Source organism: uncultured Aquimonas sp., from assembly GCF_937888285.1.
Taxonomy (GTDB): Bacteria; Pseudomonadota; Gammaproteobacteria; order Xanthomonadales; family Xanthomonadaceae; genus Aquimonas.
On sequence record NZ_CALART010000037.1, the window covers coordinates 1 to 24,912 of the forward strand.

A 24,912-nucleotide genomic window follows, 5' to 3' on the forward strand; every position below is an offset into this window, starting at 1 on the left:
GCAGTCCGTTGAATCACGGAGATTGGAGCAAAACACTCGGTTGACCGCACGACGCTACTCCGGGTCCCGCGTACCGGCTGTTTGGAGCGAGCTTGCTCGCGACCCGCAGTGGGCGCACAGAGCGGAGGCCGCGCTCGCCTGCAAGCAGGCTCCCACACACAGCTGGGGCGTACTGGGGCGACCAGTCGGTCAAACGCGTTCTGCTTTTCGAGAGGCCGGGATCGGGAATTGGGCATATGGGATTCGTCCACAGCCTGCTGTGGGCCAAGGCCGCGCATCCACCTGGCTCGCTCTCACACCTGCTGGTGACCGCAGCCTAGGGCGCAGTCTCCGCCATCGTCTCTTCCATCCACGCCGCGTAGTGCTGCAGCCGAACGCCGATGCCGGACTCGCCGTACTTGCCGGGTTTGATCTCAGTGCCCTCGACAATGCTGCGCTTCCAGGCGGCGACGCCCGCCAGCTGCCAGCTGTCCTCCACGGCAATCAACAGCGGCCCGCCGCTGTCGCCGCTGCCCATGCTGGCCTCCAGCGGCAGCGCGGCGGGCGGGGCGTCGAAGGTGTAGGCAAGCCAGCGGCCTTCATCGCGGTCGATCACGTTGTATCCCTGGCGCAGCGCGTTGCGCCGGGGTGCATCGAGACGATGGCCCTCCGCGCCCGTGCCCGTCGCACCTCGGCCGAGGATGCGTACCGTCTCGCCGAGCGCCGGGCCCTGGTAGAGCGGCACCGGCGGGATGTCCTGCACGGGTTCGGCCAGTTCGATCAGCGCGATGTCGTCGGTGCCCGTCTGGAACGCGAAGAACTCGGCCCAGTCGCCGGAAGCCAGCGCCGCCTCGACCATCGCCTGCGGCGGCTGCCGATAGCCGGGATGGATCACCACGCGGCGCACTGCGCGCTGCACGCCGCCGAGCTCCACGCAGTCCAGCGCGGGGCTGACCGCGTGCGCCGCCGTCACCACCCATTGCGGGGCGATCAGCACGCCGTGGGCTTCCATCGGCAGGTCGACGAGGGCAGGGAAGTCGGCGGCCGCGATCCGATACTCCGCATCGGGCACGTCGTCGCGGATGACGATGGCGCTGGCGGTGGACGTGCCAGCGAGCAGGAGCAACCAGAACAGGCGAGTCATGGAGGTAGGGAACCTTGAATGTGGCTCACCGCGGACGCGGCGGGCCGGTGGGGTGGGCGGCAGGGATCCGGGCTCGAACACAACAAGCCCGAGGCGAGCTTCGGCAGACGGGAATGCATCAGCGCATCAGCGGATCGGGCCGCGCACCGTCGGCAGTGCGCCGGGTCTTCGGGTCGTTGCCGCGAAAGGCCCTCAGCAACTGGTGGCTGGCGTATGTGTACCAGCCGAGGATCAGCACGATGGCGAGGCGCTGGCTGAGGCCGCGCAGCGGGTCAAGGCCGGAGAGGTTCAGCCACAGGTAGGCCATGCTGAGCACTGCGACGGTGAGACACACACGGCGCACGCTCCGGCCCATCCCCGACTCCGCCGCGAAGCAGGCCGGCACGAGGGGAATGAAGAAGCCGACGCCGTACAGCCCGTGCAGCGGACTGCCGGTGACCCAGAGGCCAGCCGAGATGAAGTTGGCCGCCACCGCCGCGGAGGTCAGCGCCGTGAACGTGAAGCGCGCGGGCTCGATCAGCCAGGCGCCGAGACCGAACAGCAGGATCGACAGCCCACAGACCAAGGGGGCCACCCGCATCAGCGCGGCCACCGGATGGTCGAGCAGCTGCAGTTCGCTGACGTGCTGGCTCAGCGAGGAATACCCGGGCGCGCTGAACCCGATGAGGATGGGCAGCAGCAGGGCGGCGAGCGGAAGGATCCGCGACTGTCGCAGCAGGAGTTGACGCACGGTTGGGGTTTTCACGGCAGGGGAGGTCGTGGACAAGACTGTGCGGCTCGCCGCCGCCTGCCAAGGCGCGGGCAGCCAAGCGGCCTCAGGGTGCAGCGAACCGTGTGCCCGCGGCGGCGAAGCGGTTCGATCCGGCCGCACTGGTTGCCCTCAGCGCGTGGAAACAGTCTCCGATGCGCTCGCCAGTGATCGAAACCCGGCGCAGCGCGCGCATGCCGCGGCGCCTGCACCAGGTTGACCCGCCCATCGAAGGTGGCGCTCTCGGACGGCGCGCTAGCGCCGTACGCCCAGCACCGCGAAGCGCGCCTCGAACTCGGCGCGTCGATCGCGGCTTAGCTTTACCACTGTCCCGTCGACCAGTTTGAGCTCGCAGCCCCCGCGAAACAGTGGATGCACCTCGCGCACGCGCGCCAGGTTGACGATCGCGCCGCGGTGCACGCGCACGAACTGCTCGGGGTCGAGCTGTCGCTCCATCGCGTCCAGGCTCTCGCGCAGCAGATGGCTCACACCGCCGCACTGCAGCTCGACGTAGTAGTCGGCCGCGCGCACGCAGTCGATCTCGGCGGCCTCCACCACCACGCTCTTGTCGCGGCCGGGGATCAGGAAGCGCGAGCGATGGCGGGGCTGCTCGCGGACCAGGCCGGCCTGGGTCAGCGCCGACTGCCGCTGCGCCTGCACGCGCGCCTTGGCGCGCCCCAGCGCCGCATGGAAGCGTGCGTCGGTGAACGGCTTGAGCAGGTAGTCCAGGGCCTGTGCCTCGAAGGCCTGCAGCGCGTAGCGATCGAAGGCGGTGACGAAGACCACCGCAGGTATGGCCTCGGTCCCGATCAGATCAAGCAGGGCGAAGCCATCCAGCTCGGGCATCTGCACATCGAGAAACAGAATGTCCGGCCGCAGGCGCGCGACCGCCGCCACGGCCTCGGTGCCGGCGCACTCGCCGACCACCTCGACCTCGGCGTCGGCCGCCAGCAGCACGCGCAGGTTCTCGCGCGCCAGGGGCTCGTCGTCGACCAGCAGCACCTTCATGGGCGTGGGGGCGGGCCGGCTCATGCGAGCGACTCGAAGGGCAGTTCCACGCGCGCGATCACCTGCTCGCCCGCCTGGGTGAGCGCGAAGCCGGCCTGATCGCCGTACAGCGCCCGCAGCCGCTCGCGGGTGTTGCGCAGGCCGATGCCCTCGCTCACGGGTGAGGCGAGTTGGCCGCGGTTGGCCACCTGCAGCTGCAGGCCATTGCCGACCAGCAGCGCCGCCACTTCGATGCGGTGCGCGCCGCTCAAGCGCTCCACGCCGTGGCGCACCGCGTTCTCCACCAGCGGCTGCAGGATCAGGATCGGCACGGCGGCCTGGGTGAGCGGCGGCGGCAGCGAGACCTCGAACGTCATCCGGTCCGGAAACCGCGCCCGGTGGATCTCCAGGAAGCGCGTAAGCATCTCGACCTCCTCGTCCAGGCGCACCCGCTGACGGCCGGCGTGGTCGAGCGAATAGCGCAGCAGATCGCCGAGGCCGGCGACCACGCCGATGGCCTCATCGCCGCGTCCCGTACGCACCAGGCCGGTGATGGCGTTGAGCGTGTTGAACAGGAAGTGCGGCCGAAGCTGCAGCTCCAGCGCATGCAGCCTCGCATCCACCAGCGAGCGGCGCAGCTCCTCGGCCTCGGCCGCCTGCTCGCGCGAGCGCCGGCCGTAGTCCAGAGCCAGCACCGCGCCCAGCACCAGCAGATAGAGAATCCACTCCAGCAGCAGCGGCGTCAGCAGGGCCTGCTCCAGCTGGATGTCGGCAGCCGACGCGGTCATCGCGTCGTAGGGCTGCAGCCACAGCATCAGGCCCAGCGAGTAGAGCGCATGCAGCAGCCCGATGACCGTGGCCGCCAGGAAGTGCACCCCAAAGGACAGGGCACGTGGCGGCGTCATCGGAAAGCGCCGGGCCAGCCACACAATACCCACCGTCGGCGCCAGCCACACGATCCACACCGCCACATGGAAGCCCAGCAGCAGGGCGATGTTGTGCCCGTGCGTGATCATGCTGATCCACACCTGGATGCCGGCGACAAGACCGAACAGCAGCCAGAACCCAGCGGCGGCGAGCAGAAAGGGGCGGGAGATCATCGCGAGAGTGTGCAGGATGGCGCAGGGCGATGGGCGGCCCAGCACCGCGGCGGAGCCCAGCATCGGATGAACGATTGCGGGCGCCATCGAAGCGCGCGCCTCAAGGAGCCTGCTCGCAGGCGACCGCAGCCTTCGCGTTGGCCGCAAGCGGAGTTCTCGCAGACAGCACCGATCAGGCAACGCCTCTGATCCGTCGCCGGAGCCATGGCGGTTCCTCGGCCCCTCCAGCATTATTTGCTCCCTCGCTCCCTCGCTCCCTCGCTCCCTCGCTCCCTCGCTCCCTCACTCCCTCGGCGCTACGCCTCTCTGGCCTCCTTCGATGCAACTGCTCATAACCACCACTCATCAGCCGGCCACCGATCTCGGCTATCTGCTCTCGAAGAACCCCGAGCGTCATCAGACGTTCTCGCTGTCCTTCGGCACTGCCCATGTCTTCTATCCCGAGGCCTCGCCGCAGCGCTGCTCGGTCGCGCTGGTGGTCGATGTCGACCCCGTGGGGCTGGTGCGCGGGCGCGGCGAGGGCGATGGGCCCTTGACCCAGTACGTCAACGATCGCCCCTACACCGCCTCGTCGTTCCTGGCCGTCGCAATCGCGCAGGTGTTTTCCAGCGGTATGGCGGGCAGCAGCAAGGCGCGTGCGGAGCTGGCTGCCGCGGCGATGCCGCTGGAGGCCGAGGTTCCGGTTCTGCGCTGCCGTGCGGGCGCGGCCAAGCTGCGTGCCTGCTTCGAGCCGCTGGGCTATCAGGTCGACATTCAAGCGCTGCCACTCGACGAAACCTTTGCCGACTGGGGCGAGAGCCACTACTTCAGCCTGAAACTCAGCGGACAACTGCGCCTGTGCGAGCTGCTGCAGCACCTGTATGTGCTGCTGCCGGCGCTGGATGGCGACAAGCATTACTTCGTCGGCAGTGACGAGGTGCAGAAGCTGTTGGCGAAGGGTGGCGACTGGCTGGCCGCGCATCCCGAGCGTGACTGGATCCTCTCGAACTACTTGAAGCGCCAGCGCTCGCTGGTGCGCGAGGCCCTGGGGCAGCTTCTCGCCGCGCCAGAGGAAGACGTCGAATCCGGCGAGCGCGAGAAGGAGGCTGGCGAGCAGCAGCTGGAACGCGCGCTCAGCCTCAACGATCGCCGCATGGCCGCGGTGGAGGATGTGCTGCTGCGCAGCGGTGCGGCCACCGTGCTGGATGTCGGCTGCGGCGAAGGCCGGCTGCTGGCGCGGCTGCTGGAGCAGCGCCAGTTCCGCAAGATCCTCGGCATGGATGTGTCCGCGCTCTGCCTCGAACGCGCCGCCGAGCGCCTCAAGTTGGATCGGCTTGCGCCCTTGCAGCGCGCCCGCATCGAGCTGCTGCAGGGCAGCCTGACCTATCGCGATGCGCGCATGGCCGGCTTCGACGCCGCCTGTGCCATCGAGGTGATCGAACACATCGACGCCAGTCGCCTGATGGCCTTCGAACGCACGCTGTTCGAGTACGCCGCGCCGGGCCTGGTGATCGTGACCACCCCGAACGTCGAGTACAACCTGCGCTTTGCCAGCCTGCCTGCCGGCGCGATGCGCCACCGCGACCACCGCTTCGAGTGGACACGCGCCGAGTTCCAGGCCTGGGCGAACGGCGTCTGCGAGCGCCACGGCTACACGGTGGAGTTTCTGCCGATCGGCGACGTCGATCCTGAGCTGGGGCCGCCGACCCAGATGGGAGTGTTCAGCCGATGAGCACCGTCCGCATTCCCGAGCTGTCCCTGGTCGCGCTGATCGGCGCGTCGGGCTCCGGCAAGTCGACCTTTGCGCGCACGCACTTCAAGCCGACGGAAGTGATCTCCTCGGACTACTGCCGCGCGCTCGTGTCCGACGACGAGAACGATCAGGCCGCCACCAAGGACGCCTTCGACGTTCTCTACTACATCGCCGGCAAGCGCCTGGCCGCCGGCAAGCTCACCGTGGTGGACGCCACCAATGTGCGGCCGGAAGACCGCAAGCGACTGGTGGCGCTGGCGCGCGAGCACCATGTGCTGGCCTCGGCCATCGTGTTCGATCTGCCCGAGCGCTTGCTGCACGAGCGCAACGAGGCTCGCCCCGACCGCGACTTCGGCCCGCATGTGGTGCGCTTGCAGACGCAAAGCCTGCACCGCTCCCTGCGCAGCCTGGAGAAGGAAGGCTTCAAGGTCGCCGCAGTGCTGCGCAGCGTGGAAGCCGTCGCCGAGGTGCAGATCACCCGCGAGAAGGCCTGGAACGACAAGCGCGACCAGCACGGCCCCTTCGACATCATCGGCGACGTGCACGGCTGCCTCGACGAGTGCGTGCAGCTGCTGCGCGCCCTGGGCTACACGGTGGCCGGCACCCGCGAGGCGCCTGAAGTCACCGCGCCCGAAGGCCGCCGCGCGATCTTTGTCGGTGACCTCGTCGACCGCGGGCCGGACTCACCCGGCGTGCTGCGTCTGGTGATGGCCATGGTCGCGAACGGCACCGCCCTGTGCGTGCCTGGCAATCACGACGTCAAGCTGATGAAGAAGCTGCGCGGCCGCGACGTCAAGGTCAGTCATGGCCTCGCAGAAACGCTGCAGCAGCTGGAGTCCGAGCCCGACGAATTCCGCCGTGCCGCCGCCGACTGGATCTACTCGCTGGTCAGCCATCTGGTGCTGGATGACGGCAAGCTGGTCGTCGCCCACGCCGGCATGAAGGAGAAGCTGCAGGGCCGCGCCTCCGGCGCCGTGCGCGACTTCGCGCTCTACGGCGAGACCACCGGCGAGACCGACGAGTACGGCCTGCCGGTGCGCTTCGACTGGGCCAGCGAGTACCGCGGCCAGGCGATGGTCGTCTACGGCCACACGCCGGTGCCCGAAGCCGAATGGGTGAACCGCACGATCTGCGTCGATACCGGCTGCGTGTTTGGCGGCAAGCTCACCGCGCTGCGCTACCCGGAGCGCGAGCTGGTCAGCGTGCCGGCCGCGCGCACCTACTACGAGCCGATCAAACCACTGGCCCCGCCCGCGGCCCCGACGCGCGACGCCAGCGTGCTTGATGTGGAAGACGTGCTGGGCAAGCGCATTCTCAAACCGCGCCTCGGCCGCAGCGTGACCATCCGCGAGGAGAACGCGCGCGCCGCGCTCGAGGTGATGAGCCGCTTCGCCGTCGACCCGCGCTGGCTGGTCTACCTGCCGCCCACGATGTCGCCGCCCGCGGCTGCAGCCGCGGGTGATCTGCTGGAGCGACCGCTGGAAGCCTTCGACTACTACCGCAGCGAGGGCGTCACCCAGCTGGTGTGCCAAGAGAAGCACATGGGTTCGCGCGCCGTCGTGGTGCTGTGCCGCGACGAAGAGGTTGCCGCACGCCGCTTCGGCATCCGTGGCGATGGGCGCGGCGTGATCTACACCCGCACCGGCCGCCGTTTCTTCGGCGACGGCGGCATCGAGGAGGCGCTGCTCGCCAAGCTCGACACCGCAATGCAGACCAGCGGCCTGTGGGACGAACTCGCCACCGACTGGATCGTGCTGGATGCCGAACTGCTGCCCTGGTCCGCGAAAGCCGGCGACCTGCTGCGCCAGCAATACGCGCCGACCGGCACCGTCGCCACGCAGGCGCTGCGCGCATCCTCCGCATGGGCGGATCAAGCCGCCGCGCGCGGCATCGACCTAGGCGCACTGCCCGCGACGCTGGCCCAGCGCAGCGACGCCGTGAGCCGCTACGTGGCCGAGTACCGCCGCTATTGCTGGCCAGTGAACAGCGTCAACGACCTGCGTCTCGCGCCCTTCCACGTACTCGCCTACGAGGGCGCAGCGACGCTGGAACAAGGCCACCGCTGGCACCTGGACCTGATCGACCGCCTGTGCGCCGCCGACGCCGGTCTCTTCCGCATCACCCAGCGCCGCTTCGTCGACCTGAGCCAGCCCGAGAGCGAGGCCGCCGCCACCGCCTGGTGGCACGAGATCACCTCAGCGCAAAGCGAGGGCATGGTCATCAAACCGCTCGACGGCCTGGTCCAGGGCAAGAAGGGTCTGCTGCAGCCGGCCATCAAATGCCGCGGCCGCGAGTACCTGCGCATCATCTACGGGCCCACCTACACGGAACCCGCCAACCTCGACCGCCTGCGCCAGCGTGGGCTGGCGCCCAAGCGAGCCCTGGCCCTGCGCGAGTTCATGCTGGGGCACGAGGCACTGCACCGCTTCGTCGAACGCGAACCGCTGTACCGGGTGCACGAATGCGTGTTCGGCGTGCTGGCGCTGGAGAGCGAGCCGGTGGATCCGAGGCTTTGACGGGGGCTGTGGCGGCGCTTTGGCACGCGGGTCACATGACGTAGAAGCAGGAAACGGATGAGAAGCAGATGGCTGAACTCGTAGTGGTGCAGACGACATGCGCATAGACCTGTCCTGGGGCACCGACCGCGCGCGCACCGAACATCCGGCCGCCCGGATCGCCGAGATCCTGCTTGGGCAACAGGTGTCGGCCCGTTCCTTCGGCCCTGCTCTGGAATGGCTCGACGTGCTGTTCGTGCCCGGCAAGCGCGGCACCAAGACGCTCAAGCACGTCTGGAGGTGGCGGGGCACGCGCAGTGAGCACCTGATCGTCGAACTTCAGGCCCCTGAACTCGAGGGCATGGCGATCGAGAAGGCCGTTCGCGCCCTGATCGAAGCGGTCCCCGAGGCCCTTGCCCGCGCGCAGCCAGCGCTTGATGCCGCGCTGGACTTCGATCTGGAAGCTGCGCAAGCGGCCGTGACGAGCTGTCTTGCTGAACCGATCGACGCGCGCGTCGTGCAACGGCTCAGCAAGGACCTCAACGGGGCGATCGCACGGCGAATGGCGGCCGTGCAGGTGGGCCGCGATGCGCTTAGGCGGCAATGGAAGCGTCCGCTCGTCAAGTCGCTTCGTTGGGTGCGGCTGCACGCTGTCGGCCCGCATGCCGCGCGCAAGGGGCCGCTGGCGGACGCTTGTCGTCTCGTGAGTGTACTGATCGGAAGTGCACTGTCAGCCCAGATCGAAACCCCGGGGTATGACGAGATCTACGTCAATCTCGGCAGCGACGACACCACGGTCCGATTCAACCGTACCGCGCTGGAGGACTGGTGCGAGAACGCATGGGCCGTCGTGTCAGAACGCTCACTTGGTGAGCGCAATGAGGCGCGGCTGCGGCGGACGGTGTTCGACGCCGCGCGCATGGCGTTGCTTGAGCTGGCCGAAGTCGACCATCTCGACGGCGGCAAGATCGCGGACTCGCTGGATACCGTCGACGTCGAGGGTCTGTCGACCGTATTTGTCTACCGTCGAGCGGAGAAGGCCGAGCGCCTCGTGGAAGTTTCCTACTCGCTCAGGGAGCGCAAGGATCAAGGCTGCATCCTGCGGCCCATCTTCTACCTTGAAGCCAAGACTCCCCAGGCGAGCCGCCCGATGCGCTGGCCACTCGGCCCGATCGATCTTTTCAGCGCTGGAAGAGTGCTCACCAAGCTCCAGCTGACGGCGCGCGAGGTCCGGATCGATGTAGACGGCAAGACCCTTCGGTTTCCGTTGAATGGCTAACGTTGAGACACGTCTGCAGACGCAGTAAGACTTGGAATGAAATGTGTATCCGAGTACCGCCGCTGCTGCTGGTCAGTCAACTGCGTCGCTGACCTGCGCCTCGTGCCCCTCCACATGCTCGCCTACTGGGTCGTGGCGACGCTGGAGAAGAGCAGTTGCTGGCTTCTGGACCTGATCGACCGCTTGAGTCCGGCCATCAACATGGCAGGGGCCCAAGGTGCTGCACACAGCTTCAGCAGAACAGCGATGCACGTGGTGATTCCGGCTCGTGAGCGTCAGGGTTTCGAGGCGCGCGCCCGAGAAAGCCGCGCCTTGCGCAGCAGCCGCTCGGTGCGCATGACGTGGACGATGAACACGCGCGGCCCTTCGTGGCGATAGAACACGCGGCAGGGCGGTTCGACGAGTTGGCGATAGCTTGAGCGGCCCAACTCGGGGACGCGGACACCACTCTGTGGGTGCTCGGCCAGCTGATCCATATGCGCGAGCACGCGCTGCACGAGTTCCGCCGCGGCGGCTGGGTTCTCCAACGCAATGTAGTCGGCGATGGCTTCGAGGTCGGCCGGTGCCGACTCGGACGAAGCTACTTTAGCCATCCTGCCAGTCGGGCCTTGGCCTGATCATGGGTGAGCACACGACCTTCCGCGACGTCCTGTTCGCCGCGGGCGATGCCTTCGAGCACGTTCATGCGCTGCTGCATGAGCTCGTAGGTCTCTACGTCCACCAGATAGGCGCTGGGCAGACCGTGCTGGGTGATCAGGATCGGCTGCCTGCTCCGCTCAAGGTCTGCGAGCAGCTCAGTGGCCTGGCGCTTGAGGGTCGTGACGGGTTCGGTACGCATGGAGTGAGGCTAGAGTGGCACTTGCTGGGCCGCAAGCCGAAGAAGGGTCCGGCTCATCTCGGACCCCTCAATGAGCGCTGCTCCGCTGCCATCTTGGATCCCAGGTTGTGAGGCGAGGCGCGCCACAAGATTATCGGGCGGCGCGGGTCTATCAGAACAAGAGCTGATTCGCCAGCGCGCGTATTGGGAAGTGAACCTGCCCCAATTCTCTTCGACCCCATTCTCTTCGTATTAGCTTGCGCGCCCAGATCGAAGCTCTCACGCAGCGCGCCACCCACGTCCCCACGTGCAGCCGCCCAAGATCATCCGAAAAATGATCCTGCCCACTTTGTTGGTGCATCGGACGAAATGACCCGGAACGGGTCCACGAGCGCTATGGCAGTGAGGACTCTGCCTTCGAAGTGAGGCTAGCGCACCCGGCCGGTGACGCCCTTTGTCGCGGCAGCATTACCGATCCGTTACCACGACATGGTCGCTGCGAGGAGACCCCATGGCCTGTCTTCTGCACGATGCTTGTGCCGTATGTCACGGCTTGAACGATCTACAAGGATGGCCATGAAGCTCAAGCGGGGAATGGCGCTGATGGCGCTCACGATAGGGTGCTCTATCACTGCGGTTCATGCAGGCAATAACGGCGGTGATCTGGGCGACCAGGAGGGGCCGATCGGTCCGGACGATGTCCAGTACGCCACGACCGAAATTCTGCCAGGCAGCGGCGTACAGTACGGGAACTTCTATGAAGTCACGTCGGTTGATCCCGTGGGCCAGACGTTCACGGCGCGGGTCAATCCTGTGACTCGCGAAGTCATCGCCATCAGCGGCGATGAAATCATTTACAACCAGCTGACCGCAGAACAGTGGCAAATTGCAGAGTCCAAACACGAACAGGTTCGAGCCATGGGCCTGCCGGCACTTCCCGTTGCGATCGGCATCGGAGCGGGCATGTGCTACCTCAACGACAACATCAACAAGCGCCTCATGATCAGGGCGTGCGAGGCCGAAGGCGGAACTCCGCTTGTCGAGTTTTCCGGAATCTGTGGCATGGGGGCGACCTACACCTGCCAGAGATTGCCGCCACCGACGCCGACTCCGACGCCCACTCCCACTCCGTCACCGACGCCCACACCGGGAACTGGTCCCACCGGCCTTTGGTACATCGGGCCGAACGGCGGACTCTGGGGTGCCACTGCCACCACCAATCTGTCCGTCCAGACCTTCGATTCGGATTGGTTCGGCGGCTCGCGTTGCTTCGGCTGCCCCTGAGCGATGGAATCACCCCCGGCGCGCGCTCGCGCGCCGGGGGTTTCCGTTGACAGCGAGCGGGTGGCGGCTGACTCGTCTGCGGCCGTGTCCCGGTCCACCTGGCGAGCACCTGCGCCAAGACGGGGGCTGCCAAAACGGGCGGAACCAGAACAGAACCAGAACAGGGGTCAGAACACATTTTCCCGGGCAACCTGCAAGGGATCCGACAGCCAACGTAGATCGCGCACTTAATCGCCTCCCAAAAGCGCACTCTGTTCTGCTTGCTGGGGCGCGAGGGCCAGCACCGCCTTGTCGAGCGCGTGCCGTTCTACCGGTTGCACGAGTGCATACTCAGCGTGCTGGCGCTGAAGAGCGAGTTGTGGTCCCGGGGCCTTGAGTCGAGGCATCCTACTTTCGCTGGGACGTCGGGTAGGGAGCATGTGGCAAAACATGACCTGATCCCGAATGCCCGCTCGCTCGCGCCGCGCGATTGCCATTTGGTAGGCGGCACGCTCTACTGCCGAACTCTCGCATGCATCCCCTTTCCGACATGAACTTCACGCCTCGCAAGCGCGCGTTGATTCTGCTTCTGGCCGTCTGCGCCGGGCCTGCCATGGCCGCAGCACCCAACCCGGACGCTGCACAACTCCAGGCTGCGATTGATGCGTTCTGGCAGGCGCGCGCCGCTGCCGAAGGGACCGAAGCTGCAAGCCCCGCGTGGAAAATCACGGAAGCGCTCGGTTGCATGCCGGCGTTCGATTCCGATCGTGGCGGCGTCTGGCGCGACCACTGGATCTGCCTCGGTGCCACCACGAATGTGGACTTCCATGCCGACGCGCTGGTGCAGGTCGACGGCAGCGACTGGAAGGTGGTCGACCTCGGCGGCGCCGCCCCCGCGTGTGCGCCGATCAAGGAAGCCGAATCAGCGCTCCGCGCGATCACCGGCATCGACCAGCTGGACATCACCGGTGAGATCGACGATGGCGAAGGCATGCTGACCGATCAGCGCAACGGCGACCCGACGGTGCGGCATCCGTACCGTGTCATGTGCCGCTACGAGTCGAACCTCGCCAGCTACCACGTCTTTCTGACCTACGCCGACGGCCGCTACGTCTTCGACCCGGGCGACATGAGCGGCACGGGTGTACCGACGCCGTGGCACATTCACGGTAAGCCGGTGACTTCCGCGGAGTAGATGGCGCGGCGGTCGCACCAGCGAGCGCGCATGTGGCAAAACAAGACCTGACCCCCGATTTGCGGGCGGCGCAATGGTGACCCCCTTCTCGGCGACTGAGGTTCGACGCTAATCAGGTTCCAATAAGCGCTTCAATGGGCGAAGTGGTTATAATCTTCTGCGTCGGATGGAGTTCGGAAATGACGCTCCTTAGTCTAAATGAATAAGCGACGGATTCTTTTACATACCGCCGCATGAGCTGAAAACACGGGCCGCCGCTTATGCCTTTCAGTTCGGGTGGCTTCAGAAATGTCCCGTCTGAGAGTGTCACTTTCTTTGGGTCGTAAGCAATTCCAAGGTATTTCGCAAGTGCTGACTTCGGCGCTTGGGTCGTTGTTTTGCTGGCGAAGATGTTGAGACAGTGACGGTCAGTGCTATTGAACTTCAGCTTTAGTTCGTTTCGTGTTGCCGGGTATCCCATTGCAACGAATACTTCCAAAGGGCACCACTCAGACCAGTCCCGAGCTAGTGGGCAGTGCTTGACGCTTGACAATCCCAGGTGGCGGAGTTGCTGTGCATCGACTCTGGCGAATCCTATATCCAGCTTCTTATCCCCTTGGAACTCAAGCGAATCAAGGTCGAATGCCTTTCCTCCGATGTTCGCGATACGAACTGAGTAACGTTTGAAGTCCTCAAGGACATGGTAAGCCGTGAAGAAGTACATCTCGGTTTTGATTGATGTCAAAAAGCCCGTCCCAAATCCCTCGGCTGAGACGAATCTTTTGCTGGACTCGCCGAATATCGGGCAAGTAATTTCGGCCCAACGTTCAGCTGCTTCTTCAATATCCTTAAGCATGCAGAGTCTCCACAGATTGCTAACGCAAGGTGAGCGAGAGATGACGCGAAATCCTGTGCCGCGCTCTCCTCTGATCCCGGATGGCATGCTACCCGCTCATGCGTTGTTCCTCATCCGGCGGTTGCCAAGGCGCTGGTCGCACTCATTGCAGAATAAAAACACGGGTCAAAGTACACTTTGCGCGCCATCCCGCAGGGACGCTGGCAGCCAAGGAAGACTGCACACTTGACTCCCTCCATAAAGTGCACTCTGTCCCCTGCTTTGCCTGTTCTGCAGTAGCAGCTGTTCAGTTGATCAGTTCAACCTCGCCTTCATTGAACCATCCATACTGAAGTATGGCGTTTCGAGCTAGTGCAGGATCGGGCGAGTAGTAGACGATCGCCAAACTCTTCTCGGCCCGGCTGCATGTAACGTAGAACAAGCGGCGGGTGCGGTCCGGACCGGTCTCTCGGCCGGCAGCCTCGTTCTCAAGGTCAGCCTTTGACTTCTCCTTGGTGCCGAAAAACTTGTCGTAGGCAAAAAGGAAGCCTCGCGCCTCGTCGTCGTTAATCACGACCAGCACGCGTGGGAATTCAAGCCCCTTGACGCCCTGGTGCGTCCCGAACTGCGACTGTCCTCGCGCGTACAGGTCGTAGCGCTCGATCTGGCTCAGGGGGGCTGCAAGTGCTTTGCTCCATGCGCTCAGCTCAGAACTCGTGTCTTCGGCTTCCCCTTCCTCGGCGCTCCTCATCGGATCGCCGTGCCCCGCGTTGTCTTCCGACGCTACTGCCGTGTCACCTGGAACGAATGGCGCCAGCGTTTCCGGGATGACAAACAGACCCGACTGCGCAACAAAATCGAGCACCGCTTGAGCAGTGATCTCTGGCTGTTCCGTGATTAGCGCCAGAAGCCCGTCGCACGCTGCCTTGGCCCTGCCGAGCTGCGCGACCTGATTCGATCCAGCTTCTTGAAGCGCTGTGGGGTCCAGGAGTGGCGATGAAGCCTTGATGATCGCCGTGGCCCCAAACCGGTCGTTCGCGCGAAGCGCCTTCACCAGCGGTAACACGTCTCGAATGAAGAAACCAAGACCTGCGCCGGCGCCTTGGAGCAGGCTCGTCCTGAGGTTGTCGATCGTCCACAGCGGCTCGAAGAACTCCACGAAGCCGAACCGCCGCGCAGACATCAGATGCTCAAGGGCAAGCGTCTTTACCGTGTCAGAATTCTGCCAGGCCGGGTCGTTGGCTATCGTCGCCATACGTTGGCGCACCGCCGCTTCGATGGCGAAGGGGGCGGCGTCTGCTTGCGGCGCAATGAAGACCCGCACCACGCCTTCTTCAGCGTCGCTGCGTGGGACCTGTTCCTCGCCGTCGACATCGTGGCGGATGCTGTTGATGACATCGACGACGCGCGACGGGCACCGGTGATTCATGCGCTTGCGAGGCATGGCCCACCGAGCTGGAATGGCCTTGTCCAGCCGCTCTTTTCCATCCGAGTAGATGCGCTGCATCATGTCGCCGAACAGTCCCAGGCTGAACCGTCCTTGGAACTCTTCCTCCAGATGCAGGAACGCGTCCATGAGCGCCTTGTTTGTGTCCTGGCTCTCATCAATGAGCAAGACTGGACACCGGCTGACCAACATCCGCCGCAGCCCAGGCTTGCTGGTCAAGAAGGCAGCCGTCATGGCGATGACCTCCGAGTGATTCAAAGAGTCGCGCGCGCGGTTGTCGCTTGTCGGGCTGTAGATGAACTTGACGATGGAGTCCAGCCGCGCGAGACGGCGACGCTTGCTCTCCATAGACCGTAGCCGTTCAATGCCGGCTTTCGTGCTGGGTCGCCCCTTCTTGTGTAGTTCCTCGAGCTCAGCAATCTCGTCTTCGAGGTTCTTGGCGACCCACTGACGGATATCGGCGTTGAAGCCCTCGATCAGCGACCACGAGAACGCGTGGATCGTCATGACCTCTACCCGAGGGTCGAACTCAAGACGTTGCTTGATTTCGTCGCAGGCGGCGTTGGTGTACGTGATGACGCCAATTTTCTTGCCAGTCAGAGTCAGCTGCCGGCCGTGCTCGCCGTCGATAGTCTTTCTGACGGCGCTGACCAACGACCGCGTCTTTCCTGATCCAGCGCCAGCGTAAAGGAAGAAGCTTCTCGGCGTGCGCAGGTCGAGACACCCGATGATCGTTGCGTCGGCCTCAGCGTCGAATTGATCGTCGGTGGCAGTCATGGTGTCGCCGCCGGCCCTGGGCCCGCGCCGGTTACTCCTGAAACGGCCGTGGGCGTCGCTGGAATCAAGATTTCCAGCTGCTTCTTCTTCATCTGTTCCAGCAGCCACTCCAGCCCCTCGGCGATGTACTGCGGCACCTTCAGACTTCTAAAGTTATCGGCCATCAAGACGTCGAGGGCGAACTCTGCTTTCTTGCCGTCCTTGAGCGCGGTGTACAAGCTGGCACCAACCGCGGTTGCGCCGCCACTCGTGGCGATGGCAGTCCGGAATTTGGCGTTGAGTCCACAACCGGCAAACGACGCAAAAAAGTCCAAGTTCTCGAACACGAGTGCGTCCTCAAACGTGTAGGGGTAGACGGTCTCCTTGGTGGCAGTGCCCGGCATCGTGACCTCAACCGGTGTCTGGTACGCCGCGCGCACAGCGAACAGCGTGTCGCCGGCATCTGTGCGGGTCTTAGCTGCAGGCTCCGCGCCGATGAGGGCGTCTACATCCTCTAGGGCTGGCACCCAGGTCTTGAGGGTGGCGTTGTTGGTTTTCTGGCCGGCGCCCAAGGCCGGTTGAACTGATGAGCCGCCCGTCGCTGTCAGGCTGTCCAGGTCGGTGACGATCAGCGTCAGCAGGCCCAGATGCTCGATCAACGAACGAAGACGATGCGCGTGGCTACCGCCAATCTCCAGGAAGGTGACGTAGCTCTGATGCAGCACCTTGTAGTGAGCCCGAATGAAGTTGGGTATGAGCATGCGCTCGGCCGGGCCCTCGACAAGGATCGCTGCGTCGGCGAAGAACAGATCGGCGTGTTGCGAACGCAAGTACCGGGTGACGAAGCGTTCAGTCGCCGTACCCTCCCCGAAGACCTGCGAAAGGTTGACCACCGTCGACACCGGCACCTTGGCCACCATGCCCGCCGGCAGCCTCCGGAAGTACCGCAAGCTAGCGAACGCCGTCTCGTGCGCAATGTGGCTCGAATGCGTGGTGACGATTAACTGCGTGCGTAGGGCGTCGCTTTCTCCCAGCTCTGGGTGCCGTCGCAGCACCTCGTAAGCCTTCTTGATGAAGACCTGCTGCACCTGCGCATGCAGGTGGGCTTCAGGCTCCTCAACGAGCACGAGGTGAAGCGGTTCAATGCTCGCAGCTTCAGCACCCTTGGAAGCTTTACCGACGCGCATCCATGCATCGCGGAAGCTCATGAGCCGGAAGATCATCGAAATGAGGTTCTGGTAGCCCAGCCCGTTGCTACCCTCCGGCAGCAGCAGGAGCGGCGTCACCGCGCCCGCATCCGAAACCACGTCAACCTGGAAATTAACTGCTGCGCTGTGGTTCAACCCATCGATCGCACGCAATCGTGTCGATACGTGCGGCCGCGGGTCGCTGACGCCCGGATAGCCCAGGCCCGCCACCTCGGTGAAGCATTCGTTGAAGCTCTCCATCAGCTTCAGGTCGAATGCATCCTCAGCCGCCTCTATCGCCTGTAGAGCCTCCAGGTCCGTTGGGTCCGGCCCCTTGGCAGGATCTAGATGCTTGGCGTAGTAGCTTCTGAGCCGTTCCGACAACCGCGTTGCGCCCGCCGAAGTTCGCTGTTCGCCCTCTTCCTCGACACCACTCGGGATCTCACCAAAGCCGCGCTGCGCGGGGATGTCATGCACCTTAATTAGACCACTGAGAGGGTCGCCCTCGATCGGCAATGCCGATGCCGGAAGCGTCTGTGGCACGGCCCGAAGCCTTTCAGGATCGGCAAGAAGAGCTGGATCCAGCGGATATGCCCGGATCGTGAACATCGAACTCAGCCGCTTAGTGAGGAAGTCGACCAAGGTTTCTGGCCAAACTGTCAGCTTAGGCGCGGGCGCCGCGCCGGCGGCCTTGGCAGCCGCCGCAGCCACTGCTGCAGTGCGCATGACATTGGCGTCGGTGATCGCGGAGATGAACTCCTTGAAGAGCGCATTGAGGTCTTTAGGCTCGTAGCGCAGTCGTACTCCCAGCCGTCCGCCCGTCCACTCCATCAGCGGGACCAAGTCTCGGACTCGGTGGATTTCGTCCTCCTTGACCTGCAGCCAAAGATCCAACGCCGGCAGAGCGTGCACCCAGGGATTCAAGTTGATGTCTGCCACCCCACCGGCGTGGCTCGCTTGAAGCCATGCTTCGCCGATGTCCAAGAGCGCCTGCAAGTGGCACAACGTGAAGTCGTGGATTTCGAAAGGACAGCGGCGCGGCGTCAGGAAACGCCGCAGGGCCAACATGGCTGAGGTCTTGCCGCTGTTGTTCGCACCGACGAACAGCGTCGTCTTAGGCGAGAAATCCACGCGCGCTGACAAGAGCTTCCTGAAATTCGCGATCTCGACGAATTCGATGTGCATTTGGCACCTTCTCTCTTTTCTGAGCGAACCCTACTTCCCCGGCATAGCAAACCCCCGCCCACGCGCCCCAGCCCGCGGATGCGGCCGCTCTTCATCCTGATGCCGTCCATCCCCATCATCCCCGCGCAGCTTGTAAGCCGGCGTCCACCGCGGGTCCTGCGGTTTCGGCGCCTTGATCTCGAACCCGCTGCGGCTCGTCGTGTCGGCGTGTGCAATCTCCAGCGTGTACGTGCCCGGCACCGGATACAGCCGATGCCCCAGGCGCTGGGATTCGGCGTAGGGCTGGTGCTTGCGCTCCTCGCGCTTGTCGGCGTCCAGCGCTTCCAGCGCCTGTTTCTCGGCGGCGAGGGTGAGTTCGGCGTCCAGCGCCAGATTCCAGCGGAAGCTGTTCAGGCCGACCTGCGCCTCACGCTCAAACGTGGCCAGCGGGCGGTCTTTCTCGTCCAGCAGGCGGAAGCGCACGGGGCCGGCGGCTTTGGCCCAGTAGGTGCCGGTGAGTTCGGGCAGGTGTTCGGGGCGGTCGAACCAGGGGTCGGGGCGGCGGCGCCAGTCGCGTGAGGCCTTCAAGTCATCGATGTGGAACAGGTGCACGGCGCTGCTGCGCACCTCGCTGCTGAGCTGCTGCACCGGCAGCACGTCGACGATCCAGGCGCTGCGGCCGTGGGTACCGGCGATCAGTTCGCGGTCGCGCGGGTGTACGAACAGGTCGTGCACGGGCACGTTGGGCAGGCCGCCGTCCAGCGCCTGCCAGCTGCGGCCGCGGTCCAGGCTGGCGTACACGCCGCGGTCGGTGCCGACGTAGAGCAGGTCGGGGTTGACGGTGTCCTCGCGGATCACGTTGACGGGCTCGGCGGGCAGGCCCTCGGCAATCGACTGCCAGCTCGCGCCGAAGTCGTCGCTGCGGTACAGGTAGACGCGGTCGTCGTCCTGCCGGTAGCCGTTCAAGCTGAGATAGATGCGCTCGCTGCTGTGGCGCGAGAGTTCGATGCGGCTCACCCAGCGGTCGGCCGGCAGGGCGGCATCCACCTGCTGCCAGCGCACGCCGCCGTCGGTGCTGACGTGCACGTGGCCGTCGTCGGTGCCTACGCCCAGGCGGCCGAAGTGCAGCGGCGATTCGGACACCGTGGTGATGGTGGCGAAGGGCACGTTGCCGCGCTCTTTCGAGCTCGTCATGTCGGGGCTGATGGCGGCCCAGCTGCGGCCGCGGTCGAAGCTGCGGTACAGGCGGTTGCTGGCCATGTAGACGGTGCGCGCGTCGTGCGGCGACAGGATCACCGGCGTGCTCCAGTTGTAGCGCAGCAGGGGCTCGTTGAGCGCTGCGCGCGGGCGCACCTCGTGGCGTTTGCCGGCGCTGTCGATGCGCGTGTAGTAGCCGAACTGGTAGCCGGTGTAGGTGTCGCCGGATTCATCGTCCACCGCCACCCACATGCCGTCGCCGCCGTTGATGTAGGACCAGTCTTCGCCCAGCTCCCAGCGCGTGCGGCTGCTGCCTTTCCAGGTGCCGTTGTCCTGCATGCCGCCGTAGACGTTGTAGGGCTCGGCCATGTCGGCGTAGATGGTGTAGAACTGGCCGAGCGGCTGCGCATCGAGCCGGCGCCAGGTGATGCCGGCGTCGTAGCTCACGTCCAGCCCGCCGTCGTTGCCCACGATGAGGCGCTGCGGGAAGTTCGGGTCGATCCACATCGCCTGGTAGTCGACGTGCACGCTGGGGTGGTTGGTGTAGCCGGACCAGGAGCGCCCGCCGTCAGAGGAGACGATCAGCGGCACGCCCATGGTGTAGACGCGCTCGGCATCGCTGGGGTCGACCGCGATTTCGCCGAAGTAGTAGCCATAGGTGTAGGTGACTTCGCGGATGGGCTCCTCATGCGTGCGGCGCCAGCTCGCGCCGCCGTCGTCGCTGCGCCAGACGGTGTGGCCCCAGGCGGGGTTGTCGAACAGGGCGGCGTTGCCGTCTTCGAGGCGGCTGATGAGCTGCTGCAGGGTGATCGAGCCGTCGCGCACGCTCGCGATCAGGCCCTTGGCGTCGAGCTCGACCGGCAGGTCGGCGCCGCGGATGAAGCGTTCGACTTCAGCCGGGTCCTGCCTGAGGAACTCGTCCTTGCTCATCGTGCGCAGGCGCTGCGGAGAGAGCGGGCGGTCGCCGAGGTCGCGCAGGGCTTCGGGCAGTTCGGCCCAGTGGTCGATGCTGGCGTAGACGGTGTCGGGCTGGCTGGCGGCGATGGCGAGGCCAATGCGGCCGACGCTGTCACCCTGCGGCAGGCCGCCGCTCAGCTGACGCCAGCTGCGGCCGCCGTCCTCCGACTTGTAGATGCCCGAGCCGTCGCCGCTTTCGGTGAACTGCCAGGGCGTGCGCGTGCGCGTCCACAGCGCGGCGAAGAGCACGTCGGGGCGGGTCGGGTCGATGACGAGGTCGCTGGCGCCGGTCCAGTCGTCGGTCGGTTTCAGAACCTGCGTCCAGGTGTCGCCGCCGTCTTCGGTGAGGAAGACGCCGCGCTGGCCGCCGGGCGAGTAGAGCTTGCCGGCAGCGGCCACGAGCACGCGCCGGCTGTCGCGCGGGTCGACGAGGATCTCGGCGATGCGGTCGGTGCCGGTCAGGCCCTTGCGCGCGAAGCTCTGGCCGCCGTCATGGCTGACGAACACGCCGTGGCCGCCGTAGTTGGAGCGCGCGGCATTGGGTTCGCCGGCGCCGATCCACAGCGTTTCGGGCTGGGACGGGTCGACTGCAATGGCGCCGATCACGGTGTTCGGCAGCTGATCGGTGAGGGGCTCGAAGCTGCCGCCGTTGTTGGTGGTCTTCCACACGCCGCCGGTGGCGTAGGCCACGTAGAAGGTGTAGGGCTGGCCGGGCAACGAGGCCAGATCGACCACGCGCCCGCCTTGCCCGGTAGGGCCGATGTTGCGCCAGCTCAGGCCCTTGAAGATCGAGGCGTCCTGCATCTGCTGGTGCTGCTGCCAGGCGGCTTCGCGCTGCTCGGGCGTGCTGGGCGCGCCGGGCTTCGGCCGTGCTGCATGCGTAGGTGTGGCAAGGCAGAGCAGCAGCAGGGTTCCGATCCAGGGGGCGATGCGCATCGGTGAGTCTCCGGGCGGTGGTGCGGGGCAGGGCAGGGCAGGTGTGGTGTTTCGCAGATGGGGGGGCGTGTGGCAAGTGCTGTTTCCCCTCTCTCCCTATTGGCGAGCGAGGCTGGGGGCGTTGAACGCGTGCGGCGAGGCTTATCCCCCTCTCCCCAACCTGCCTTCGCTTCGCTCGGGCTCCAGAGAGCGTCGGCTGCCACCGGCAGCCGACAAGTGCTCTCTTCCGCTTCCCACGAGGGGAGGGGGGGCTCAGCAGCGGGCGATGTCGCTTGCTGGAGCGAGCTTTGCTCCCCTCTCCCCTTGAGGGAGAGGGGTCGGGGGAGAGGGGTAGAAGGCTTGCGGCGAGAGTCGTCCCCCTCTCCCCAACCCCTCTCCCTCCAGGGGAGAGGGGCTTAGCGGCTCGCGATTTCGATTGCCGGGGCGTCCCCTCTCCCCAATGTAACTTCGCTTCGCTCGGGCTCCAGAGAGCGTCGGCTGCCACCGGCAGCCGACAAGCGCTCTCCTCCGCTTCCCACGAAGGGAGAGAGGTTTGAGAGCGAGGCTCTCACAGCGGGGGCGGCGCGCTCGGCCTCCCGATGTTGGGCTTCGCTGCGCTCGGCGCCAACGTAGAACATCGCGCTCTGCATGATCTTGCTCGCCCCGCACAACTTCAGCCCGTCCCGCACCACCTGCACCCGCAAACCACAACGCCCGCAGTGCGCGGGCGTTGTGGTGTCTACCGACTCTGTTCAAGCGCCGATCAGTGCACCGGCACCGCCGTGCGCGTTCCGAAGCCGGGGCCGTAGACCACGGCATTGCCGAGCACGCGCTGCATGCCGAGGCTGGCGCCGCGGAAGGTGGGGTTGGTGGCGAACAGGATGATCTGGCCGGCGCCCTTCGACTCGCGTGTCACCCAGGCGGTGTTGGCGATGCGCTCCTGTGCTTCCGGCCACAGGAGGCCGCCCAGGCGCAGTTCCAGGGTCTGGCCCGGCGGCAGGCCGGCCCAACCGTAAGCGGTCCAGTGCTCGCTCGCCTTCTTGCCGGACTCCGCGCGCCACACGCCGTGGCGATACGGCGCTTCGACGCTGCCGGAAGCCATCAGCGGGGTGCTGGAGTCGACCAGCACCGGCAGATGATCGCGGCAGCCGAAGCTCAGCCAGTGGGTGTCGTCGCAGCGGGTGGCGACGAAGCTGCCCACCGGCATGAACACCTGCTGGAAGCTGTCGCGCTCGGTCAATGCATCGCCGTCGAGGCTCTTGGCGTCGGGGTCCAGGCTGAAGGCGCCGCTGCGGCCGCTGGCGGCGCCGCGGGCGTAGGGGTCGCCTTCGAGGCTGGTGCGTGCAGACGCCGCCAGCCATTCGCGGGCGAGGCGGTCGCGGTAGGGCTTGAGCTCCTTCAGCGCGTCGGGCAAGCCGCGCGCGGCCGACAGGCCGTCTTCGCGGGCCAGTGCAGTCGAGGCATTGCCCAGCGCGATCAGGGTGCCGCCGGCTTCCACCCAGGGCTTCAGCGCGTCGCTGACTTCCTTGGGCAGGCTGCCGCCCCAGCGCTCGGGCAGCACGATCACGCGATAGGCCCGCAGGTCCATGCGGGCGACGGCACTTTCGTCGAGCAGGCTCGGGTTCACGCCGAGGCCGTGCTCCAGGTAGTGCCAGACCGCGCCGAAGGTGTGCGGGTTGACCGCGCCCTTGCCGAGCACCGCGACCGCGCCGGGCTGCAGCAGGGCGAATTCACCGCCGCCGAGATCGGGCAGGTCACCGGGGCCTTCGCCGCTGCGCAGGGCCGCGAAGCCCTGCGGTGCGTCCTTCGCGGCCGCAGCGAGCGCTTCGCGCAGGCGTTGCGCATCGAGCTGCGGATGGTCGTAGCGGGTCACGATCAGACTGCCGCGCGGGTAGTCGCGGCCGTCGAAGCGCAGGTCCTTGCGCGCCACGCGCGGGCGGATGCCGGCGGCCAGCAGCTTGGCGGCGACCGGCAGCGCAGCATCGTCATGCCCGGACAGCGCCCAGCCGACGGCTGAGTCGGCCGGCAGCATTGGCTGCGCGTTCGCCGCGCTCGCGGCTTCGGCCTGCTGCGGCAGGCCGCCCTCGATGCGCCAGGCCGGCAGGCCGTAGAACATCGGCAGACTCCAGGCGGTGACGTCGTAGATCGTGCCCTGTCCCGTGCGCATCAGGGCCTCGCGCTCCTTCTTGAGCGACTCGCGATCGATCTGCGGGTCGAATTCCATCAGGGTCGCGGCGAGCCGGCCCAGCGGCTGCCGGGTTGACACCAGCAGGCTGCCCGCCGGCACTTCGGTGCGCGTCTTGCGGCCGTCGAAACCCTCCGCCTCGACCGTCCACGCGCTCGACAGACGGCGTGCTTCCACGCCCTGCATCTGCAGCACGCGCAGCAGCTGCGCGCCGCGCGCCGGGTGCTGGCTGACGTCAATGGCGTAGACGCCGTTCGCGTAGTCGCCGCGTGCGCCGGTGAGCGCGTTGCGGTCGTCCCAGAAGGCCTGCAGCAGGTCGGCGCGACGCGCGCGCATCGAGTCGATGTTGGCGACTGCGCTTGCAAGCTGGCGGGCCACGCCGTCGGCATGGAACTGCACCTCGCCATTGGCCTGGCGCACGCCGAAATCGGCCACGCGTGCCTGTTCGTAGAGGATGTTGACCGCGCCGCGCAGGCCGCCCCAGGCATCGGAATAGCCCGGATACCAGCCCTCGTTCCATTCGCCCGAGTAGTAGACCCAGCCGCGCTGGTCGAAGGCCTGCGCCTGCTCCCGGCCGAACTCCGCAGCGAACTGCATGAAGCGCGGCGACAGGTGCGGGTTCATCGGTGCGCGCGCCGGCGAGAACAGGAAGGTGTCGTCCGAGCCCATTTCGTGGGCGTCGATGAACACCACCGGGTGCCAGCGCTTGAGGAATTCCAGCCGGCCCTGCGTCTCCGGCTGGGTCGCGAAGATCCAGTCGCGATTCATGTCGAACACGTAGTGGTTGCCGCGGCCGAAGGGCCAGCTGGTGCCGCGCGACATCGACTGGCCGTCGTAGCCCGGGGCGGCGCCACGGAAGCCGCGCAGGTCGGCGATCGCGCGCGCCCTGCCGTCGGGGTTCATCAGCGGATCGATCAGCAGGATGGTGTCATCGAGACGCGCGGTGTGGGCGGGATCGTTCGAGGCGATCAGGCCGTAGATCAGTCCGAGTGCGGCGTCGCCGCCGCTGTGCTCGTTGCCGTGGATGCTGTGGGCGACATAGGCCACGGCCGGCGCATCGCGCAGGATCTCGCTGGCGCGGGCGGCCGAGGTGCGGCGCGGGTCGGCGAGCTCGTCCAGCGCGTTCTGGATCTCGTCGAGCCGGGCAAGGTTGGCGGGGCTGGACACGATCGCCACCGACAGCGGCCGGCCCTGGTGGCTGCGTGCGTACTCGACGACGCGGATGCGGTTCGAGGTGTTCGCCCACTGCTGCAGCGCGGCGTGGATCTGCTCGGGGCTGGCCGCCTGCTGGCCCAGCGGAAACCCGAGCAGGGTGTCGGGATGCGGCACCGCGGGGTCAGCCTCGAACTGCCCGAACACCTGTACCACCGGGTGCACCGGCACAGGATCGGCCGCATTGACCGCGAGCGGCAGGGCAGCGGCCAGCGCGAGCGCCAGCAGGGAAGAGCGGAGCAGGGTGGGGCGGTGCAGGCGCATGCGCGGTTCCGGCGATGGGAAGGCGCGCAGTCTGCATCGTCCGAGCTGCGCCGCGTACGTGCAGGTGGTCAGGCC

The 24,912-nt window shown here is 66.2% G+C and carries 16 protein-coding genes; 5 read left to right on the forward strand and 11 right to left on the reverse strand.

Going from position 1 to position 24,912, the window contains the following annotated elements:
- Positions 1–316: 316 nt before the first annotated feature.
- The 4 genes from Q0654_RS09300 to Q0654_RS09315 all read right to left on the reverse strand — a co-directional run bounded on the left by Q0654_RS09300 (position 317) and on the right by Q0654_RS09315 (position 4,045).
- Positions 317–1,123 (reverse strand): trypsin-like serine protease, encoded by an 807-nt coding sequence (locus tag Q0654_RS09300; protein ID WP_298853056.1) that lies wholly within the window; start codon positions 1,121–1,123, stop codon positions 317–319.
- A 118-nt stretch (positions 1,124–1,241) separates the two neighbouring features.
- Positions 1,242–1,868 (reverse strand): DUF998 domain-containing protein, encoded by a 627-nt coding sequence (locus Q0654_RS09305; RefSeq protein ID WP_298853058.1) that lies wholly within the window; start codon positions 1,866–1,868, stop codon positions 1,242–1,244.
- Between the two features lie 258 nt (positions 1,869–2,126).
- Positions 2,127–2,903 (reverse strand): LytTR family DNA-binding domain-containing protein, encoded by a 777-nt coding sequence (locus tag Q0654_RS09310; RefSeq protein ID WP_298853060.1) that lies wholly within the window; start codon positions 2,901–2,903, stop codon positions 2,127–2,129.
- Complete coding sequence (locus tag Q0654_RS09315) at positions 2,900–4,045, reverse strand: histidine kinase (RefSeq protein ID WP_298853062.1); 1,146 nt, start codon at positions 4,043–4,045, stop codon at positions 2,900–2,902. The genes Q0654_RS09310 and Q0654_RS09315 overlap by 4 nt, the downstream gene beginning before the upstream one ends.
- Before the next feature lie 232 nt (positions 4,046–4,277).
- Between Q0654_RS09315 and Q0654_RS09320 the strand changes: the two genes are divergently transcribed.
- The 3 genes from Q0654_RS09320 (at position 4,278) to Q0654_RS09330 (ending at position 9,464) form a co-directional block, all read left to right on the forward strand.
- Positions 4,278–5,669 carry a 3' terminal RNA ribose 2'-O-methyltransferase Hen1 gene (locus Q0654_RS09320; RefSeq protein ID WP_298853064.1) on the forward strand — a complete coding sequence of 464 codons (1,392 nt, stop codon included), beginning with the start codon at positions 4,278–4,280 and terminating at the stop codon, positions 5,667–5,669.
- Positions 5,666–8,206, forward strand: coding sequence for a polynucleotide kinase-phosphatase (locus Q0654_RS09325; RefSeq protein ID WP_298853068.1), 2,541 nt, complete (start codon positions 5,666–5,668; stop codon positions 8,204–8,206). Before Q0654_RS09320 ends, Q0654_RS09325 begins: the two co-directional genes overlap by 4 nt.
- A gap of 97 nt (positions 8,207–8,303) precedes the next feature.
- The gene (locus Q0654_RS09330) at positions 8,304–9,464 is read left to right on the forward strand and encodes a hypothetical protein (RefSeq protein ID WP_298853071.1); all 1,161 of its coding nucleotides are present in this window, start codon (positions 8,304–8,306) and stop codon (positions 9,462–9,464) included.
- Between the two features lie 275 nt (positions 9,465–9,739).
- Here Q0654_RS09330 and Q0654_RS09335 read toward each other — a convergent pair whose 3' ends face one another.
- Positions 9,740–10,057, reverse strand: coding sequence for a type II toxin-antitoxin system RelE/ParE family toxin (locus Q0654_RS09335; protein WP_298853072.1), 318 nt, complete (start codon positions 10,055–10,057; stop codon positions 9,740–9,742).
- Positions 10,045–10,302, reverse strand: a complete 258-nt coding sequence (locus Q0654_RS09340) for a type II toxin-antitoxin system Phd/YefM family antitoxin (protein WP_298853073.1) — start codon at positions 10,300–10,302, stop codon at positions 10,045–10,047. Before Q0654_RS09340 ends, Q0654_RS09335 begins: the two co-directional genes overlap by 13 nt.
- Before the next feature lie 549 nt (positions 10,303–10,851).
- Here Q0654_RS09340 and Q0654_RS09345 point away from each other — a divergent pair.
- Together Q0654_RS09345 and Q0654_RS09350 are read left to right on the forward strand one after the other, a co-directional pair.
- Positions 10,852–11,565 carry a hypothetical protein gene (locus tag Q0654_RS09345; protein ID WP_298853074.1) on the forward strand — a complete coding sequence of 238 codons (714 nt, stop codon included), beginning with the start codon at positions 10,852–10,854 and terminating at the stop codon, positions 11,563–11,565.
- A 511-nt stretch (positions 11,566–12,076) separates the two neighbouring features.
- A complete protein-coding gene (locus Q0654_RS09350) occupies positions 12,077–12,739 on the forward strand; it encodes a hypothetical protein (RefSeq protein WP_298853076.1) in 663 nt (220 codons plus the stop codon).
- 112 nt (positions 12,740–12,851) lie between these two features.
- Here the strand turns inward: Q0654_RS09350 and Q0654_RS09355 are convergent, their stop codons facing one another.
- From Q0654_RS09355 to Q0654_RS09375, 5 genes are all read right to left on the reverse strand, one after another.
- A complete protein-coding gene (locus tag Q0654_RS09355) occupies positions 12,852–13,574 on the reverse strand; it encodes a hypothetical protein (RefSeq protein WP_298853078.1) in 723 nt (240 codons plus the stop codon).
- 286 nt (positions 13,575–13,860) lie between these two features.
- Positions 13,861–15,777 carry a UvrD-helicase domain-containing protein gene (locus Q0654_RS09360; RefSeq protein ID WP_298853080.1) on the reverse strand — a complete coding sequence of 639 codons (1,917 nt, stop codon included), beginning with the start codon at positions 15,775–15,777 and terminating at the stop codon, positions 13,861–13,863.
- The gene (locus Q0654_RS09365; RefSeq protein ID WP_298853082.1) at positions 15,774–18,128 is read right to left on the reverse strand and encodes an AAA family ATPase; all 2,355 of its coding nucleotides are present in this window, start codon (positions 18,126–18,128) and stop codon (positions 15,774–15,776) included. The genes Q0654_RS09360 and Q0654_RS09365 overlap by 4 nt, the downstream gene beginning before the upstream one ends.
- A 30-nt stretch (positions 18,129–18,158) precedes the next feature.
- Positions 18,159–21,197, reverse strand: coding sequence for a hypothetical protein (locus Q0654_RS09370; RefSeq protein ID WP_298853084.1), 3,039 nt, complete (start codon positions 21,195–21,197; stop codon positions 18,159–18,161).
- Positions 21,198–21,939: 742 nt separating this feature from the next.
- Positions 21,940–24,837: a M14 family metallopeptidase gene (locus Q0654_RS09375; protein ID WP_298853086.1), complete on the reverse strand. Its 2,898-nt coding sequence runs from the start codon at positions 24,835–24,837 to the stop codon at positions 21,940–21,942.
- Positions 24,838–24,912 lie beyond the last annotated feature (75 nt).

Coding starts and splice junctions, on each gene's coding strand:
- Q0654_RS09300 (WP_298853056.1), bottom strand. CDS start 1,123: ATGACTCGCCTGTTCTGGTTGCTCCTGCTCGCTGGCACGTCCACCGCC.
- Q0654_RS09310 (WP_298853060.1), bottom strand. CDS start 2,903: ATGAGCCGGCCCGCCCCCACGCCCATGAAGGTGCTGCTGGTCGACGAC.
- Q0654_RS09315 (WP_298853062.1), bottom strand. CDS start 4,045: ATGGCGCCCGCAATCGTTCATCCGATGCTGGGCTCCGCCGCGGTGCTG.
- Q0654_RS09320 (WP_298853064.1), top strand. CDS start 4,278: ATGCAACTGCTCATAACCACCACTCATCAGCCGGCCACCGATCTCGGC.
- Q0654_RS09325 (WP_298853068.1), top strand. CDS start 5,666: ATGAGCACCGTCCGCATTCCCGAGCTGTCCCTGGTCGCGCTGATCGGC.
- Q0654_RS09330 (WP_298853071.1), top strand. CDS start 8,304: ATGCGCATAGACCTGTCCTGGGGCACCGACCGCGCGCGCACCGAACAT.
- Q0654_RS09335 (WP_298853072.1), bottom strand. CDS start 10,057: ATGGCTAAAGTAGCTTCGTCCGAGTCGGCACCGGCCGACCTCGAAGCC.
- Q0654_RS09340 (WP_298853073.1), bottom strand. CDS start 10,302: ATGCGTACCGAACCCGTCACGACCCTCAAGCGCCAGGCCACTGAGCTG.
- Q0654_RS09345 (WP_298853074.1), top strand. CDS start 10,852: ATGGCCATGAAGCTCAAGCGGGGAATGGCGCTGATGGCGCTCACGATA.
- Q0654_RS09350 (WP_298853076.1), top strand. CDS start 12,077: ATGCATCCCCTTTCCGACATGAACTTCACGCCTCGCAAGCGCGCGTTG.
- Q0654_RS09355 (WP_298853078.1), bottom strand. CDS start 13,574: ATGCTTAAGGATATTGAAGAAGCAGCTGAACGTTGGGCCGAAATTACT.
- Q0654_RS09360 (WP_298853080.1), bottom strand. CDS start 15,777: ATGACTGCCACCGACGATCAATTCGACGCTGAGGCCGACGCAACGATC.
- Q0654_RS09365 (WP_298853082.1), bottom strand. CDS start 18,128: ATGCACATCGAATTCGTCGAGATCGCGAATTTCAGGAAGCTCTTGTCA.
- Q0654_RS09370 (WP_298853084.1), bottom strand. CDS start 21,197: ATGCGCATCGCCCCCTGGATCGGAACCCTGCTGCTGCTCTGCCTTGCC.
- Q0654_RS09375 (WP_298853086.1), bottom strand. CDS start 24,837: ATGCGCCTGCACCGCCCCACCCTGCTCCGCTCTTCCCTGCTGGCGCTC.